Origin of the sequence: Corallincola luteus (assembly GCF_004336975.1) — a bacterium.
Lineage (GTDB): Bacteria > Pseudomonadota > Gammaproteobacteria > Enterobacterales > Neiellaceae > Corallincola > Corallincola holothuriorum.
The window spans coordinates 1,271,236-1,288,807 of the sequence record NZ_SJXE01000001.1 but is presented as its reverse complement, the minus strand read 5'-3'; the positions used below and the strand labels follow the sequence as shown (position 1 = coordinate 1,288,807).

The 17,572-nt window shown below is 45.6% G+C and carries 13 protein-coding genes; 2 read left to right on the top strand and 11 right to left on the bottom strand.

Annotated elements, in window-relative coordinates:
- The first annotated feature begins 66 nt into the window (after nt 1–66).
- Nucleotides 67–1,548, top strand: a complete 1,482-nt coding sequence (locus EZV61_RS05690) for a capsule assembly Wzi family protein (RefSeq protein WP_131414589.1) — start codon at nt 67–69, stop codon at nt 1,546–1,548.
- A gap of 822 nt (nt 1,549–2,370) precedes the next feature.
- On the opposite strand, the gene EZV61_RS05685 is transcribed toward EZV61_RS05690, so the two are convergent.
- From EZV61_RS05685 to EZV61_RS05675, 3 genes are all read right to left on the bottom strand, one after another.
- Complete coding sequence (locus EZV61_RS05685) at nt 2,371–3,537, bottom strand: nucleotide sugar dehydrogenase (RefSeq protein ID WP_131414588.1); 1,167 nt, start codon at nt 3,535–3,537, stop codon at nt 2,371–2,373.
- A 1,297-nt stretch (nt 3,538–4,834) separates the two neighbouring features.
- Nucleotides 4,835–6,253 (bottom strand): phosphomannomutase, encoded by a 1,419-nt coding sequence (locus EZV61_RS05680; RefSeq protein ID WP_276320494.1) that lies wholly within the window; start codon nt 6,251–6,253, stop codon nt 4,835–4,837.
- A 95-nt stretch (nt 6,254–6,348) separates the two neighbouring features.
- Complete coding sequence (locus EZV61_RS05675) at nt 6,349–7,776, bottom strand: mannose-1-phosphate guanylyltransferase/mannose-6-phosphate isomerase (RefSeq protein ID WP_131414586.1); 1,428 nt, start codon at nt 7,774–7,776, stop codon at nt 6,349–6,351.
- A gap of 697 nt (nt 7,777–8,473) precedes the next feature.
- On the opposite strand from EZV61_RS05675, the gene EZV61_RS05670 reads away from it, so the two are divergent.
- Nucleotides 8,474–9,889, top strand: a complete 1,416-nt coding sequence (locus tag EZV61_RS05670) for an MBL fold metallo-hydrolase RNA specificity domain-containing protein (RefSeq protein ID WP_131414585.1) — start codon at nt 8,474–8,476, stop codon at nt 9,887–9,889.
- Nucleotides 9,890–10,080: 191 nt separating this feature from the next.
- Here the strand turns inward: EZV61_RS05670 and rfbB are convergent, their stop codons facing one another.
- Genes rfbB through EZV61_RS05630 form a run of 8 tightly spaced genes read right to left on the bottom strand, consistent with a single transcriptional unit; the run spans nt 10,081 to nt 17,475 of the window.
- A complete protein-coding gene (rfbB, locus tag EZV61_RS05665) occupies nt 10,081–11,181 on the bottom strand; it encodes a dTDP-glucose 4,6-dehydratase (RefSeq protein WP_131414584.1) in 1,101 nt (366 codons plus the stop codon).
- Between the two features lie 58 nt (nt 11,182–11,239).
- A complete protein-coding gene (rfbD, locus tag EZV61_RS05660; RefSeq protein WP_131414723.1) occupies nt 11,240–12,112 on the bottom strand; it encodes a dTDP-4-dehydrorhamnose reductase in 873 nt (290 codons plus the stop codon).
- A 15-nt stretch (nt 12,113–12,127) separates the two neighbouring features.
- Nucleotides 12,128–12,676, bottom strand: coding sequence for a dTDP-4-dehydrorhamnose 3,5-epimerase (rfbC, locus tag EZV61_RS05655; protein ID WP_131414583.1), 549 nt, complete (start codon nt 12,674–12,676; stop codon nt 12,128–12,130).
- Nucleotides 12,676–13,554 carry a glucose-1-phosphate thymidylyltransferase RfbA gene (gene rfbA / locus EZV61_RS05650; RefSeq protein WP_131414582.1) on the bottom strand — a complete coding sequence of 293 codons (879 nt, stop codon included), beginning with the start codon at nt 13,552–13,554 and terminating at the stop codon, nt 12,676–12,678. Before rfbA ends, rfbC begins: the two co-directional genes overlap by 1 nt.
- An 11-nt stretch (nt 13,555–13,565) precedes the next feature.
- A complete protein-coding gene (locus EZV61_RS05645) occupies nt 13,566–14,600 on the bottom strand; it encodes a DUF1972 domain-containing protein (protein WP_131414581.1) in 1,035 nt (344 codons plus the stop codon).
- A 17-nt stretch (nt 14,601–14,617) separates the two neighbouring features.
- Nucleotides 14,618–15,721: a glycosyltransferase family 4 protein gene (locus tag EZV61_RS05640; RefSeq protein WP_131414580.1), complete on the bottom strand. Its 1,104-nt coding sequence runs from the start codon at nt 15,719–15,721 to the stop codon at nt 14,618–14,620.
- Nucleotides 15,714–16,397, bottom strand: coding sequence for an acyltransferase (locus EZV61_RS05635; RefSeq protein ID WP_205695324.1), 684 nt, complete (start codon nt 16,395–16,397; stop codon nt 15,714–15,716). Before EZV61_RS05635 ends, EZV61_RS05640 begins: the two co-directional genes overlap by 8 nt.
- Complete coding sequence (locus tag EZV61_RS05630; RefSeq protein ID WP_131414579.1) at nt 16,357–17,475, bottom strand: hypothetical protein; 1,119 nt, start codon at nt 17,473–17,475, stop codon at nt 16,357–16,359. Before EZV61_RS05630 ends, EZV61_RS05635 begins: the two co-directional genes overlap by 41 nt.
- Nucleotides 17,476–17,572 lie beyond the last annotated feature (97 nt).

Genomic DNA, 17,572 nt, shown 5'->3' with positions numbered 1-17,572 from the left:
AGAACAAGCGACAATAGGCACAAAAGTTATAAGACACGGGATGTCACTCTCTTGAGCAACTCTTCGATGACAAAAAGTATATTCGCCTGTGCCGCCGCGGCACTGCTTTCTTCTGTTATATCAATTAATAGCGTCGCTGCGCCTTGGATATCGCCGGATGAGATCCACCTGCGTGCCGATATTCAGATGCTCGCTGACGTTGGTGTGATCACCGTGCCGGTTAACACCTTTCCACTAATGTGGAGTGGAATAATAAGAGACATAGATCAAGCTTCTATCAGCGAGCAACCTGAAAGTGTACGGATGGCCGTACACAGGGTGCGCCATGCATTTACCCAGCAAAACGACAAGCAAGGTGTCACCAGCCTGTCGATTGGCGCAGCCACTAATGATGCCCGCTTCCAGCATTTTGGTACACCGCTCAGAGAGAAAGGCGAAGCCTCTATCAGCCATGAAGGGATGGGCAATCGTATCGCTTATAAGCTTAAAGCTACCTACGCCTACGATGCGCAAGATGATGAAGATCTGCGTTTAGACGGTTCCTATCTAAGCATGATCATCGGCAACTGGGCGATCACTGGCGGAGTCATTGATCAATGGTGGGGGCCAGGGTGGGACACTGCATTAACCATGAGCAGTAACGCCCGGCCAATACCTACCATGATGATCAGCCGTAACTATGCCGAACCATTCGATTTTCCGGTATTGGAGTGGCTAGGCCCATGGACCCTCTCAACAGGTGTTGGCATCCTCAATGACGATGACAGATACGTAGAAGATGCCCTGCTCTGGACCTTCCGCGCCACTATCAAGCCGATTCCGCAGTTAGAGTTAGGTATGTCCCGTTCCGCGCAAATATGTGGTGATGACAGAAGCTGTAGCCTAAGCACTTGGGGCGATATGCTGGGGGGTGATGACAATACGGGCACAGAAGACGAGCCAGGTAACCAATTAGCCGCGTTAGATTTTCGCTGGGGCGACACCGCTTGGGGCGTCCCCTACGGTATCTATGGTGAAACCATGGGCGAAGATAACTTTGAAATTAGTAAATTCCCTCCTTTTTCAGCCAAAAGCTACCTTTATGGCGCTGACATCAGTTTCCAAATTGCAGACAACCAGATCCGTACCTTTTTTGAGTACACAGACACTGGCCCTTGGTGCAATGGTCAACACAACTGTGCATACGAACACCACTTATATCAAAGTGGCTACCGCTATTGGGATCGTAGTATCGGTAGTACCTATGACAACGACACCAAGAGTTACACTCTAGGCTTTGTCGGCATAAGAAGTAATGGCCACCAATGGAAAAGCAACTTCCGCTATCTGGATCTGAACTTCGATAATGAAAACAAAGCACCACCTGGAGGAAACACCGTTGCCCCCATTGCTGAACAAGCAAAACAGGTGGACGTTAGTTACCTGATGCCTATGTTCCATGGCCGCATTGAAGTAGGTATGGACTATACCTATTCAGACTATGACAACGCCGATGAAGATTCAGACGGCGTATGGAATGGCTGGGTAAATTGGGAGTATGTTTTTTAGCGTCAAAAGCCTTATTGGCTAAGTCTTTAATCCCCCTCATCCTAACCTTCTCCCGCCAAGGGAGAAGGGATCTAAACAAGGCAGCTTGAGAGAAAATAGGCTGATTTTAGCAATGAACCATCATCACTTATGCTTTTAGCCCCCTCTCCAAGGGGAGAGGGCTGGGGTGAGGGGTATTTTGAGCTTGTCTGCTACGAACAAAAAGCCACAACAAGCAAAGCATCACCTGCTTCGCATATCCCCCTCATCCTAACCTTCTCCCGCCAAGGGAGAAGGGATCTAAGCGAGACAGCTTAAGATAAACTCGGCTGAATTTAGCAATGAACCATCATCGGCTTATGCTTTTAACCCCCTCTCCAAGGGGAGAGGGTTGGGGTGAGGGGTATTTTGAGCTTCTCTGCAACGAATAAAGAGCCACAACAAGCAAAGCATCACCTGCTTCGCATATCCCCCTCATCCTAACCTCCTCCCGCCAAGGGAGAAGGGATCTAAGCGAGGCAGCTTGCGAGAAAATAGTCTGATTTTAGCAATGAACCATCATCGCTTACGCTTTTAGCCCCCTCTCCAAGGGGAGAAGGGATCTAAGCGAGACAGCTTAAGATAAACTCGGCTGAATTTAGCAATGAACCATCATCGGCTTATGCTTTTAACCCCCTCTCCAAGGGGAGAGGGCTGGGGTGAGGGGTATTTTGAGCTTCTCTGCTACGAACAAAGAGCCACAACAAGCAAAGCATCACGCGCTTCGCACGTCTCCCTCATCCTAGCCTTCTCCCGCAAGGGAGAAAGTACTAGAAGAGAGGGTTACTCACTGAGAGCTTTTACTTAATCGCTACCGAACAGATCGCGGGTATAAACTTTGTCAGCCACATCCTTGATGTCATCAACCATGCGGTTAGCAACAATCACATCACAAGATTGCTTAAATTCATTGAGATCTTTAATCACTGCAGAGTGGAAGAACTCATCTTCTTGCAGTACTGGTTCATAAACCACGACTTCAATGCCTTTTGCCTTGATGCGCTTCATGATCCCTTGAATAGAAGATGCACGGAAGTTATCCGAACCAGCCTTCATAATCAGACGGTACACCCCTACCCGTTTCGGATTGCGGCTAACAATCGAGTCTGCAATAAAGTCCTTACGCGTGCGGTTGGCATCAACAATAGCACTGATAATATTATTCGGTACAGTTTGATAATTAGCGCGCAGCTGTTTGGTATCTTTCGGCAAACAATAGCCACCATAACCAAACGAAGGGTTATTGTAATGGTTACCGATACGCGGATCTAAACCAACACCTTCAATGATCTGTCGGCTGTTCAAGCCATGGGCTTCAGCATAAGAATCCAGCTCGTTGAAGTAAGCGACGCGCATCGCCAAGTAAGTGTTAGAAAAGAGCTTAACAGCTTCAGCTTCCGTTGAATCAGTAAAAAGAAGCGAAACATCTTTTTTAATCGCACCTTGCAGCAGCAAACGCGCAAAGGTCTCAGCACGCTCAGAGCGCTCACCCACGATGATCCGTGATGGGTGCAGATTGTCATACAACGCACGCCCTTCACGCAAAAATTCAGGAGAAAATATAACGTTTTCGGTCCCCAGGCGCTGTTTCACTTCTTGCGTAAAACCAACGGGTACGGTGGACTTCACCACCATAGTGGCATCAGGATTAATCGCCAGCACATCCTGAATCACTGCCTCAACGGATTTGGTGTTGAAGTAGTTCGTCTGCGGATCGTAATCAGTAGGCGTAGCAATAATAACAAATTCAGCGTCTGCGTAAGCCTGCTGCTTATCCAGCGTCGCTAGCAGATTGAGTGACTTATTGGCTAGAAAATCTTCAATCTCAACATCAACGATGGGGGAACGGCGATCATTAATCAGATCAACCTTTTCTTTCACAAGATCAACTGCAACGACTTCATTGTGTTGTGCTAGCAACACCGCGTTTGACAGCCCGACATATCCGGTTCCGGCAACAGCAATTTTCATTTAGGCACTCCATTACGCAATTTGCCAAAGATTAAGAGGAAATTTCGCTAAGTCAGTAAGCTCAATACACAATCGAGCAAAGACAAAAAGGGCGATAGTTAGCTTTAAGCTTACCAACCCTGTAGTTGACGCCAATTGTCTCTCATTTGTGAACTGGATCAAAGTATAAAATATAGATCCGACCGATATCTGTTCATCCTCGCCTTGTAGCAACCGGGGCGAAGAAACAAATAGCCCAACTTTCTGCTGTTAGCCCCCTCTCCAAGGGGAAAGGGCTGAGGTGAGGGGTCTTTTGATTGTTCTCTACAACAGACAAAGAGCCACAACAAGCAACAAAACACCACGTGCTTAACAGTCCCCCTCATCCTAACCTTCTCCCGCCAAGGGAGAAGGAACCAAGACAGCTAAAGCTAAGCTGAATTTGCAATGCACAATCATCGCTTATGCTGTTAGCCCCCTCTCCAAGGGGAGAGGGCTGGGGTGAGGGGTATTTTGATATTCTCTACAACAGACAAAGAGCCACAACAAGCAACAAAACACCACGTGCTTAACAGTCCCCCTCATCCTAACCTTCTCCCGCCAAGGGAGAAGGGACCGAGAAGAGCTGAAGCTAAGCTGAATTTGCAATGCACAATCATCGCTTATGCTGTTAGCCCCCTCTCCAAGGGGAGAGGGCTGGGGTGAGGGGTATTTTGATCTTCTCTACAACGAACAAAGAGCCACAACAAGCATCAAAACACCACGTGCTTAACAGTCCCCCTCATCCTAACCTTCTCCCGCCAAGGGAGAAGGGATCAAGCGCCCCTCGTCCTAGCCTTCTCCCGCCAGGGGAGAAGGAACCAAGAACCAAGACAGCTGAAGCTAAGCTGAATTTGCAATGCACAATCATCGCTTATGCTGTTAGCCCCCTCTCCAAGGGGAGAGGGCTGGGGTGAGGGGTATTTTGATCTTCTCTACAACGAACAAAGAGCCACAACACATCAAAACACCACGTGCTTAGCGCGTCCCCCTCCTCCTAACCTTCTCCCGCCAAGGGAGAAGGGATCAAGCTCCCCTCATCCTAGCCTCTTCCGCCAACGGAGAAGGGATCTGTATCGCCGGACCATAGGTAACAACTTAAACCGGCAGCATGGGGAACAATGCAGGCCAAGCAGCAATCAAAAGCTCTGGCAACACTACGCCGATATGTTAAAACCGTACGGCTATAAATAAAAAAAAGAGCGGACATCGCCGCTCCTTCATTTTAACTACACATATGGCGCATAAGCATTATCACAGTGCGTCTGTAGCTAGCAAACTATAACGTCTGCACTTTCTCAAGACTTTGCTCAACACATTCTCTCGCAAGGGCAAGACTATCCGCTTCAGCGTAACACCTCAGCTCAGGCGCATTGCCAGATGGCCGCAGATGAACAATACGGCCATCGGCCAAGGTCATGCGCAGGCCGTCGGTATCATCGACCTCAACCAAGGCGACATCAGCAAAACCAAGCTTAGCCAGCAGCTCTGCAGGATCCGCTTTTCCCTGAGCAATAATCGCCTGGCTTTTTTCTGTGGCGAAGCCTTGAATGCGATCACTGTGGGTAACCCGCTTAGGTAACGTACCAACCAGAGTAGAAATAGGTTGCTCAGCTGCCGCAGCCAACAACATAATGGCTGGCAATACCGCATCACGGGTCGGCAGTGCGCTTAGCGGCTTACCATTCAGTTCAACATCACTGCCAAGCAAGAAACCACCGTTAGCTTCAAATCCTGCCACTCCTGTAAAGCCATCAACCAGGTTAGCAAATTCGGCAATTACATAGGGGGAACCGATCTTAGTACGAGAAACTTTTGCAAACGCGTCACAGGATTCAATCACAGTATTACAGCTCACCGGCACCGCCAGCGCCTGAACATTTAACGACTTAGCACAGAGTAAGCCAAGAATATCGCCACGTAACCATTCACCTTTCTCATCGGCAATCAGTGGCCTATCACCATCGCCATCCGTAGAGAAAATCGCATCAAACTGATATTGCTCCGACCATGCCTTCGCCTTTGCGCGATCAGCATCAGACACTGCTTCGGTATCAATAGGCACAAACTGGTCGCTACGTTCAAGTGAAACCACCTCTGCGCCCAACTGGGTAAACAGATCCGCATACAGATCCCGACCAGCACTGGAGTGCTCATAAATACCGATCCGCTTGCCGGTCAACCAAGGTGAATCAAACAGCGATGTGTAACGGGCAAGGTAGTCGTTAGCGGCGCGAGGATCTGCCTCTAACTGAGGCAAATCAGCCAATTCATCAAATGGCACTTCAGCCGCGAGGATAGATTGCTCATCGGACTTACTTATCTCGCCATCCGGGCGATAAAACTTAAGGCCGTTACGGTCAAACGGAATGTGACTACCGGTCACCATGATGGCTGGCACATCGGCTTGCATCGCCACATAAGCCAGCGCCGGTGTTGGAACGACACCAAAATAGACCGCCCTGCTCCCTCGCTGACGCAGGGCTTCAACACAAGCCATCGCCATGGCGTAGCTACTTGGGCGGTTATCAATCGCGATCATTACCCGATCAAATGTAAATGAGGCCTGCATCACCGACACAAAACTATGGGTAAACGCGGCACAGACCTCAGGCGTGAACTGCGAGACTAAGCCACGAGCACCACTGGTACCAAAGGCAACACCACTATCGGCAATAACTTTTGAGCTGATAAACATTGATATACCTATAACAATGAAGAAAAGTCAGTCATAAAGCAGGCTTCAGTAAACTCAGCACAAACAGCGACAGACAACCACTTCCCTGAACTAATTTAATCGTCGATTCTGCCGTAACGATCTTCAAAGCGCACAATATCATCTTCACCAAGGTACGAACCGGACTGCACTTCAATCAGCTCTAATGGCAACTTACCAGGGTTTTCCAGTGCGTGAACAACGCCAACAGGAATGTAAGTTGACTCGTTTTCCGTCAACAATATTGTTTTGTCGCCATTTGTCACTTGCGCAGTGCCTGACACGACGATCCAATGCTCGGCACGATGGTGATGCATCTGCACACTCAGCTTACCGCCAGGCTTCACGGTAATATGCTTCACCTGATAACGTCCGCCGCTATCAATAGAATCATACTTACCCCATGGACGATATACTTCTCGATGCAGCTTAAATTCAGAACGTCCTTGCGCCTTAAGCGTTTCAACAATCTGTTTAACCTCTTGCACTTTATCTTTATGTGCAACCATGACGGCATCTTTGGTATCAACAATAACGATATCTTCTAAGCCAACCGTAGCCACCAGACGCTGGCCTTCATTTTCGGACAGGCCATGAACTAAACAATTTTTAGTGTCGTGGAGGATGACGTCGCCTTTAACAGCATTACCATCGGCACACTTTTTATCCACTTCCCATAGTGCCGACCACGAACCAATGTCATTCCATCCAGCATCGAGAGGCACAACCACTGCGTCCTTAGTGCTTTCCATCACGGCGTAGTCGATCGACTCATCTGGACATTTCAAAAACTCTTCTTTGTCGACACGAACAAAGTCGAGATCTTTCGTTACGTTGTTTAAAGACGCTTCACAGGCAGCGGCTATATCAGGACGAAGAGCGGTTAACTCTTCAAGGTAGCGGCTGGCTTTAAAAAGAAACATACCGCTGTTCCAATAGTATTCGCCGCTATCAAGATACTGCTGAGCCGTATCGCCATCCGGTTTCTCAACGAATTGATCGACTAAATAACCAGCATCAACCATATCACCGCGTTTTATATAGCCATAACCGGTATGAGCTGACTTAGGCACAATACCAAATGTCACTAGCTTACCCTGCTCTGCTAGCGGAAGTGCTTGTTCAATCACTTGGGTAAACTCAGCTTCATCCTCAATGGCATGATCTGCTGCCAACACCAAGAGTACCGGATCTTTGCCTGCATTAAGATTGGCCACGATATTTGCTGCCAACGCAATTGCTGGCGCAGTATTTCTGCCCGCAGGCTCAAGCACTATCGTACCAAGATCACCGATAGTTCTTAGCTGTTCTGCAACGATAAAACGATGCTCTTCGTTACAAATAGTCACTGGTTCGGTAACGTCAAGCGAACCTAACCTAGCAACAGTCTCCTGCAACATAGAGTTATCACTCACCAACGAGAGAAATTGCTTTGGGTAAAGCAAGCGGGAAAGCGGCCAAAGACGCGTACCGGAGCCTCCGGCCATAATCACGGGGGTTATCATAAATTCTCTATAGACCGTTTAGTTAGCCAACTTGAAGGCTTAAAATAATTTTCTACAGCTTAACAGACCCCCAAAAGAGTTAAAAACAACCTCTCAGTTGAAAGCCAAATAATATTAATAACATGTGACCCGCAACAAACGGTGCCAGCCCTTTAGGCAACGAACGACAACCGAAGGCCAAAGATTGAAAAGCATTTTGTCGTTAGCCTCGGACCATGGGAAGCAGGCTCAAGTGAGAGTGTTTTGATCTTCTTTGCAAAAAACGAAGAAACACAACAAGCAAAAAAGCATCGTGACAATAAAGATCCCTCATCTCAATCTTCTCTCCAAAGAAGAAGAGGCTAAAGCCCTCGAAGAACAGTTTTTTGCTCCCCCACAAAGTTGAAAGAGCTGGCTGGGGCGTTAACTTTGCTCCACTAAAACCAGCAATCCCAAACAGGGATAACAAACCGCAAAATTAATCTCCCGTCATCCTAACCTTCCCCCGCAAGGAGAGAAGGAACACAGCGAAGAGCACTAAAGCAGAGGCGATAGCTTATTATATTTCCTACCGTTAACACCCTCTCCAAGACGAGAGGGCTGGGATGAGGGGTGTTTAGATTTACCCAGCCAAAAGCTAAAAAACCACAACAGATCGCAGAAATACCATAAAACAACACTAAACTAGATTGCTCAATCATCATCCAAGGAAGGTCAGATGAAATTTCAACACCATGGCGCTGTCAATGGCGTCACTGGCTCTTGCCATCAGTTACACCTTACGCCACAAAACAGTCTGTTAGTCGATTGCGGTCTATTTCAGGACGCGGAAGCGGAAGGCGACAATATAGAACAGCAACTCGCCATCAATTTTGATATCAGCAGCATCAAAGCGCTACTCATCACCCATAGCCATATTGATCATGTGGGACGCATTCCGTATCTACTCGCCGCAGGATTTAAAGGACCGATAGTGGCAACCGAAGCAACAGCAGCGTTATTACCGTTAGTACTAGAAGACGCTCTCAAAGTCGGCGTCACGCGTAACCAAACGCTAATCGATACCTGTATCCGTTTGCTGAAAAAACAGTTAATCGCCCTCCCCTATCGGCGATGGCATGCCATCGACGCAATCGCCGGCTGTCGGGTGAAATTTCAACCTGCAGGGCATATTCTTGGTTCCGCCTATATAGAGATCGATTACCGCGATCCGCAAGCAACTACTAACAACCATGCTCAAAGTCCAGCTCAGAACAAGAGCCAACGAATTATCTTCTCCGGCGACCTAGGCGCACCATATGCGCCACTGCTACCTGCTCCAAAAAGCCCTTATCGCGCAGATATATTAGTCATCGAAAGCACCTATGGTGACAAACTTCATGCCCACCGACGAGAACGCGCAACAGTACTAGCAACACTGCTAGAACAAGCGGTTAGGGATAACGGCATCGTGCTGATACCGGCCTTCAGTATGGGTCGAACACAAGAGCTGCTCTATGAAATTGAGCAGATACAGCACAGAGCGAGTAACAATGAACTAATCAAACAACTAGAGAGCATTGTTGACTCCCCTTTGGCTGCAAAATTTACCGAGAAGTACCGCCAATTTAAACCGTTATGGGATGCTGAGGCGAAAAAGCGATTAGCTTCAGACCGACATCCGCTAGACTTCGACAATCTAACGACACTCGACAGCCATCAACAGCATATAGCCTGCATCCAATACCTAGCTAAACGTAAAAAGCCCGCCGTCGTCATTGCGGCTGGTGGTATGTGTAATGGTGGCAGAATAGTGAATTACCTAAAGCAATTCATCAGCAAGCCAACAACTGACATTCTATTGGTGGGGTATCAAGCGAAAGGAACAACAGGAAGGGAGATCCAAACGTACGGACCCAAAGGCGGTTACACAAAAATAGATGGCCAAAAATATGACATTAACGCAAAGGTACATACCCTAAGCAGCTACTCTGCCCACGCCGATCAGGCTAACTTACTCAATTTCATCAAACGAATGCGAAAGCGACCAAAGCAAGTGCGTATCGTCCATGGTGATGATGAAGCGAAACAGGCATTGAAAGCGAAAATCACCGATCTGTTCCCAGATATCGATGTGCTAATACCAGAAGAATAAATAGAGACAAAGGAAGCCCCCCTCATCTCAACCTTCTCCGGCTTTTAATCCCCCTCCAAGGGGAGAAGGAATTTAAGCAGAGGCGGTAGCTTAGTTATATTTCGTGTCGTTAGCCCCCTCTCCAAGGTGAGAGGGCTGGGGTGAGGGGTGTTTTGATTTGCCTTTATCAACAAAAACCTACACGAACAAAACTAACTATACTGCTTCTCAACCCAATCTCGATAAGAACCATCCATCACAGCACGCCACCAGCTCTCGTTCTCCAGATACCAGCGAACCGTTTTCCGAATGCCTGTTTCGAACGACTCTTGCGGCTGGTACCCAAGCTCTTCACCTGTCTTCTTGGCATCAATCGCATACCGACGATCATGGCCCGGCCGATCTTTCACATAGGTGATTAAACTTTCAGCGTTACCGGAAATGGCCGCCTTGGCCTCAGGAAAACGTTCTGCCAAGCCTGCATCCGCAGCAAAAGCGTCTTCCATCAACTGACAAATAAGCTTCACTATATCGATATTTGCCCACTCATTGTGACCACCGACATTGTAGTTCTCACCCACTTCGCCCTTTTGCAGAACCAAATCAATGCCATAAGCATGATCTTCTACATACAACCAATCACGGATCTGCTGACCATCACCATAAACAGGCAAGGCTTTGTTATGCAATATATTGGTTATCACCAGCGGGATCAGCTTCTCTGGAAAATGATATGGGCCGTAGTTATTCGAGCAATTGCTGGTCGTTACATTCATACCGTAAGTATGATGATAAGCTCTAACCAAATGATCAGACGCCGCCTTACTTGCAGAATAAGGTGAATTTGGTGCGTAAGCTGTTTCCTCGGTAAATGCAGGATCAGATGGACCAAGCGTACCGTAGACTTCATCTGTTGAAACATGATGGAAGCGATGTGGCAACACCGACTCACCATCAAGCCACACCCGTTTAGCCGCCTTCAGTAGGCTATAAGTACCCAAGATATTCGTTTCAATAAACGCATCCGGGCCTGTAATCGATCGGTCGACATGGGACTCTGCAGCAAAATGCACTAACGTATCAATGCGATGCTCACGTAATAACTGCTCTACCAATGCGGTATTGCAAATATCACCCTGAACAAACTTATATTGAGAGTTGCCCGACGCACTTTCTAAATTCGCAAGATTACCTGCATAAGTTAACGCATCTAACACAACAATTTTGTCGGTTGGGTACTTAGCCAACCAGTAATAAACAAAATTAGCGCCAATAAAACCCGCACCGCCTGTAACAAGAACACTCTTACTCATGATCAATACTCAAAAATTTGTTTCGGCTTTATTTACTCTCTTTAACGTAAAGAGAACCTTATGGCTTGGACAAAAGCTCGTCCATCATCGAGGAAAGTTGCTTGCGCCAATGTATAGTCTCCAACCCTACAGCATCTTCGGCTGTAGTCTTATCTATAACCGAAAAGGAAGGGCGCCTTGCTGGTGTAGGATATGCTGATGCTGGTATTGGTCGGAGCGGTATTGCGTCGCTTAACAGCCCTTTTTCCAAACCTAGTTCTTGTATCGCAACAGCAAAATCATACCAGGAAGCCACTCCCCCATCCGTCCAATGATAGACCCCCTGAATATTGGGATTCAAAGCGACTTTCCATAACCACTCTGCCAGTCCTTTCGCCCAAGTAGGTGAACCGACCTGATCGTAGACAATGCCCATATGAGGTTTTTCAGCCATTAGCTTCAACATCGTTTTAACAAAGTTATTGCCATTCACTGAATACACCCAGGCGGTGCGTACAATCACTGCTTGATCATCTAGGGTTTCTTGAACAGCCTTGTCACCAGCCAGTTTAGAAGCACCGTAAACATTTATGGGATTAGGCGTATCAATGGTTTGATATGGCGTGTTTTTTTCACCATCGAAAACAAAATCGGTCGAAACATGGAGCAAACGGGCGCCAAACTGGCGACATGCCTCAGCCAAAAACCTTGCGCCAGATTCATTGACAGCATATGCCAACGCTGTATCAGCCTCAGCCTTATCTACCGCGGTATAGGCTGCCGCGTTGATCACTACATCCGGACGCTCCGACAAAATCTTTTCTTCAACAGCCTGCTGTTCGGTAATATCAAGATCTTCAATCCCCAAACAAACAACCGTCGCCGAATCAGGGGCAAGACGTTCCAACTCCCAAGCCAACTGCCCACCTTTACCGGTGATCACTACTTTCATCATTATTCCGTAAAATTAGTCAAACTTGGGCGCATCAATAAATTGCAAACCGCTTCTATCTTTATCTGACAGCGATGGCTGTCGCCCTTCAACAAGTGGCCATTGAATGCCAATAGAAGGGTCATCCCATCTCACTGAAACATCAGATTCGGGATGATAATAATCCGTGCATTTATAGACAAATTCAGCCAAGCCCGACAGTACATAAAAACCGTGGGCGAACCCTTCGGGAACCCATAACTGCTTCTTATTTTCAGCAGACAATTCAACCCCCACCCATTTGCCGAAGGTTGATGAAGAACGCCTCATATCAACCGCTACATCAAACACAGCGCCGGAAACAACCCGTACTAACTTGCCTTGTGTCTGTTGCTGCTGATAGTGCAGACCTCGTAAAATACCTTGCGACGACTTGCTGTGATTATCCTGCACAAACGGCTTAGCACCCGTTTGCTTTGCAAATTCGTCCGCACGAAACGTTTCCATAAAAAAACCGCGTTCGTCACCGAACACGGTTGGTTCCAGAATTTTCACTTCTGGTATCGTCGTATCAATAAATTTCATTAAAATATCCGTGCATCTAACAACCTAAGAAGATACTCGCCATAGCCACTCTTTCTTAATGGTTCAGCTATCTCACATAGTTGTGCTTCTGATATCCAGCCATTACGGAAAGCGACCTCTTCGGGGCAATTCACCTTGAGCCCCTGACGCTTATCTATCGTGGCGATAAACTGCGCAGCAGCAAGCAAATCATCATGTGTCCCCGTATCTAACCAAGCTGTCCCCCTGCCCATCACTTCGACATTGAGCTCACCTAGCTCCAAGTAGTGATTAATGACATCCGTAATTTCAAGCTCCCCTCTAGCGGAAGGCCTTACTTGCTTAGCTATATCCACGACCCGTTTATCAAAGAAATAAATACCTGGTACTGCATAGTTTGATTTCGGCTGCTCAGGTTTTTCTTCGATAGATAGAACTTTACCATGGCAATCAAACTCAACCACACCATACGCCTTAGGATTAGCAACGTGATAGCCAAAAACAGTGCCACCAGTTTCATTCTCAGATGCATTTAACAACGATTTGACTAAGTCATGGCCATAAAAAAGGTTATCACCTAAAACGAGAGCAGCTGCACTGCCATTTAAGAACGACTCTGCCAGCGTAAAAGCTTGTGCCAAGCCTTCAGGTGAAAGCTGAACTTGGTAGGAAATAGCAATTCCAAATTGTTCACCATTACCTAGTAATGCTTCAAACCGAGATGTTTCCTCAGGCGTTGAAATAACAAGAATTTCTCGTATACCAGCCTGCATCAACGTGGCAAGGGGATAATAGATCATTGGCTTGTCATAAACTGGCATCAATTGCTTACTAACAACTTTAGTAAGCGGGTACAAACGTGTGCCATTGCCACCCGCCAGAATTATTCCCTTACGCATTTGATTCTCTTCTAGTCAAATAAAGCAAAATACTGCTCCTTCACTATCTTCCAAGTATAACGACGATCCGCGATAGACTTCATCTCACCGCCATTACTTTTAGCCTCTAACAAAGCTAATTTTTTCTTCAGATCTTCGACATCAGAAAAAAACAAAGCGGCATCTTCTGTTGAAGCCCGGTTGTAACTGCAATCAAATGCCAAAATAGTCTTTCCGAAGTGCATCATTTCTACTAGCGACGGATTTGTTCCCCCCGCAGAGTGCCCATGTACATAAAATGCGCACCCACTGCGAAGACGGAAAAGAGCTTCAACTTCATAAATGGGGTCTAATAATTCAACAAACGCGGAATGTTGGTACTTTTGCCGAAGCCCCCTACCATATTCACTATTGTCCCAGTTACCAACAAACTTCAGTGGCATCTTAAGTGAATCAAACGCTTCTAGGATCAAATGAACATTATTTTCAGGCTCTATCCGGCACAAGCCCAAAGCATAGTTCTGTACTAATTCAGGATTAACATTCGAAACAAGCGCATGATCTCCACCATAGGCAATCACTTCGCTATGCCGACCGTATTCAAGCGTTACGTAATCAGCGATGGCCTGGTTGTCTGCAACCACGACATGAGAGCGCTTTACAGCAATACTCTCCGAAAGCTTTAGGTAACGTTTCGCTAGGTAGCCCCACTTATCCCGTCGCCACTCGAGACCATCTATGTTTGTGACAACCTTAATTTTAGTGAACCACCTAACCAAAGGAAGTATCAAAGCACCAGATACTCCGAGAACGAGGATTGTCGATGCCCCCCTCTTCACCGCATCCAAAACTGATAACATGTCATAAGCAATACTCTGCACCCCGTTAGCGTTGAGATTGATATAACGCAGTTGTGCATTTTTATAATGACTAGGCTGGTTTTTGTATTGCTGTGCCGAACAATAAACGAGTAATGGCTCATCATTCTCGTCTAATAAATTTTCAACAAGCGTTTCGAAACCACCATAACAAGCAGGCACCCCAACGGTGCCAATAATAGCTAACATGTACAATCCATACAGAGTTAAAGCAAATTTTGTTGACTCATATATTGGCTAATAGCCAATTTGAACGAGTAGGAGGAAAAATGGGCAGCACTCTTCTGTGCATTTACAGAATAGCGCTCCCAAGTAGAAAAGTCGTCAGCAAGTAGATTCAAAAAATCTGAAATAGCTTCAGTTTCACGGGAATCAATTAGTAAACCATTAGTTTTATCAACAAACTCAGTCGGGCCGCCAACAGGCGGGGCAATGGCTGGAGCTCCAAATGTCATTCCCTCTAATAACGACAAGCCAAACGTCTCTACCCACTGTTCCGGCAACGATAAATTCAACACAGCAAAGCTGCTGGCAAACAACTCCTCTAAGTTTTCCGGGCGCGCCATAAGAGTTAGGTTCGGCGGTATACAGTGCGAATGAATGAAACTAGCCAACTCAATTTCAGTGCAATTTAAGGCTGCAATAAAAGAGAAATCAGCCGAGATTTTAGCAAGTGCCAGCAGCTCACCAATACCCTTGTAATCTTTCAAAGACCCCGCAAAAATAATTTCCTTTCTTGCATGCTTTCGCTTCAAATCAATTAAAGGATTCACAGGAAAGTCAGATCTCAACCCATTATGAACAACTTTCTGATATGGTCGGTTTAACGACTCGCTTTGTAACAAGTAATTAGAAACAAAAATCACATGGCTAGCACAAAAATCTACGACAGTACGCAGAAACCTCTTCAATAACACAGGAGATATATGCGATTCATGAATATAATAAATTGTTTTACTCGCCATAAGCTTACCGGCGATGCCAGCCCCAAACGGTAATAAGGTGTTAACGAGTAACGTGCGGCGATGACCTTTCAGGGCCGATTTCAACAAAAAATAAAAAAGAGCTAACATTAAATGAAGTTGGGAAAGTAAATAATAGCAAAGCTGTAAATAGCGATTATCACTCCGAAAATATATTATATTGACACGCTTAGCATTCACACCATCCAAGAACCCAGAATGTGAACTTGTAAACACAAACCGATCCCCATCGTTTTCTGGCAATGCATCCAAAGCATCACGCAGCACCCGTGGACTACCGCTATAGTCATTAAAAAGATGTACAATAAAAAAATCAATTTTATTCATGACGATACTTCAATATTCGAGCAGGAACACCACCAATAATACAATTATCAGGGAAGGCGCCTTTAACCACGGCTCCAGCAGCTATAACACAACCATCACCAACCACGGCCCCATCTAGCACTGTGACCTTAGCGCCAATCCAGCAATTATTTCCAATACTAATGCCTTGATGATTGACCCCCTGCAGCCGAATGGGTGCGGATAAATCAGAAAAATTGTGATTCTCAGGATGCACGCTGAAATAAGCTCCAATGATAGTATCATTTCCAATTGAGACGCCGCCGGCCCCACCTATATGGGCAAACTCACCGATGCCAACATTTTCGCCTATTCTTATACTAAGCCCGAGATTGGCAAAAGAACCACTAACTTTTAGTAATGAGAAAGAACCTATAGAAGAAGACGTGCCAATCTCAATGCCGCCGAGACCTAGCGCGTCGATAGTAACTTGATGGGCTATCGTAACGCCTCGTCCCAACTGCAGTTGTCGCTTGCCATACAAACTAACACCCGAGCCAATTGAAATAAACGCTCTTAGCCTGAATAGTCCTCGTACCAAAGCAATCCCTTGCCTAAAAGATAATGCGGCAATATCAAGATTACTTATTCCCTCATGAAACTTGAACTCTCGCTTTTTAATCTTGACAATAATTATTTCTACGATCTTCTTTAACATATTGCTTCATACTTGAAAAATTAATATTCTGATTAAACGCGCTCAGTTGACATCCAAACAAAATACGTGCAGAGAGAGCAAGCATCATCATTGAAAATACAGCAGCTTTTGACATTTCCATCATAAAACCGCTCAACTGAGAGATGAATATCGTGAACGCCCAAATAGCAACAGTTTTTGCTAATTCCGCTTCCTTTGGTCTTCCATGCTTCAATCGACCAAGTTTCAATGTCGCTGCCATCCCAATGAAGAGAAAATATAATATAAATAATATCAAACCTGGAAACCCGTAACGATAAAGAATAGTGCCTATCCATATTTCGATAGTTTGACCTTTACCTAAACCAACACCCACATATGGATTATGTTCTATTATCTTTGAGTAGGTACCAGTTATATCCTCCAATCGTTCATTAAGGTTATGGGCTTGCTCTGTGTTTGTAAGAATCAAGTGTAGCGTTCTCGCAAAGTTACCGCCTACCTCTTTATTAAGATAACTTACGAAGTCAACAAGAAAATATCCTAATATTCCAAAAAACAACAAAGATATAATAATAACAATTATTTTTTTATTAAAACTAGAAGATAAAAAAGCATAAATAAACAATACACCAAATGACAAAAACACACCCATTTTCGATTGCGTCAACACAATAGAACCAAAACATGCGAAAATATAAAATAGGGCAGCTTTATTCTTAGTCAGCGCGTAGTTGGAAAATGTTAAAGGCAACAGCATGCAAAGAATATATGCACCATAATATGGTAAAGTAAAAAATGATACTGAAATCCCATCGATATTGACTTTATCTTCCATTCGATAAAACAGAAACATCAGCGATGAGAAAATATCAAAGAAAAACACTTCGAGTAAACTATATAGAAAAACGCAGCTAACAATTAATTTTGTCACACCTATTAATGCGTCATACGTTTGAGTTAACTCCTCAGTCAACACAACCATAGACAACACTATAACCAACAACATCAAGGGCCGGAAAAAGCTTAAGATATCACTAAATCCACCTAGATCTTCGCTCCCAAAAAAATAGCTGCTCACTAAAAAAAACTGCAGCATAAAAAAGTACCCAAAAATATATAATCTCCCCAGATTATTTAGCCTGATTTTATGAAGAGCCAAAATACAGACAGAAATAAGAAGTGCTAAAACATTA

Coding starts and splice junctions, on each gene's coding strand:
- EZV61_RS05690 (WP_131414589.1), top strand. CDS start 67: ATGACAAAAAGTATATTCGCCTGTGCCGCCGCGGCACTGCTTTCTTCT.
- EZV61_RS05685 (WP_131414588.1), bottom strand. CDS start 3,537: ATGAAAATTGCTGTTGCCGGAACCGGATATGTCGGGCTGTCAAACGCG.
- EZV61_RS05680 (WP_276320494.1), bottom strand. CDS start 6,253: ATGTTTATCAGCTCAAAAGTTATTGCCGATAGTGGTGTTGCCTTTGGT.
- EZV61_RS05675 (WP_131414586.1), bottom strand. CDS start 7,776: ATGATAACCCCCGTGATTATGGCCGGAGGCTCCGGTACGCGTCTTTGG.
- EZV61_RS05670 (WP_131414585.1), top strand. CDS start 8,474: ATGAAATTTCAACACCATGGCGCTGTCAATGGCGTCACTGGCTCTTGC.
- rfbB (WP_131414584.1), bottom strand. CDS start 11,181: ATGAGTAAGAGTGTTCTTGTTACAGGCGGTGCGGGTTTTATTGGCGCT.
- rfbD (WP_131414723.1), bottom strand. CDS start 12,112: ATGAAAGTAGTGATCACCGGTAAAGGTGGGCAGTTGGCTTGGGAGTTG.
- rfbC (WP_131414583.1), bottom strand. CDS start 12,676: ATGAAATTTATTGATACGACGATACCAGAAGTGAAAATTCTGGAACCA.
- rfbA (WP_131414582.1), bottom strand. CDS start 13,554: ATGCGTAAGGGAATAATTCTGGCGGGTGGCAATGGCACACGTTTGTAC.
- EZV61_RS05645 (WP_131414581.1), bottom strand. CDS start 14,600: ATGTTAGCTATTATTGGCACCGTTGGGGTGCCTGCTTGTTATGGTGGT.
- EZV61_RS05640 (WP_131414580.1), bottom strand. CDS start 15,721: ATGAATAAAATTGATTTTTTTATTGTACATCTTTTTAATGACTATAGC.
- EZV61_RS05635 (WP_205695324.1), bottom strand. CDS start 16,397: ATGTTAAAGAAGATCGTAGAAATAATTATTGTCAAGATTAAAAAGCGA.
- EZV61_RS05630 (WP_131414579.1), bottom strand. CDS start 17,475: ATGCTGCAGTTTTTTTTAGTGAGCAGCTATTTTTTTGGGAGCGAAGAT.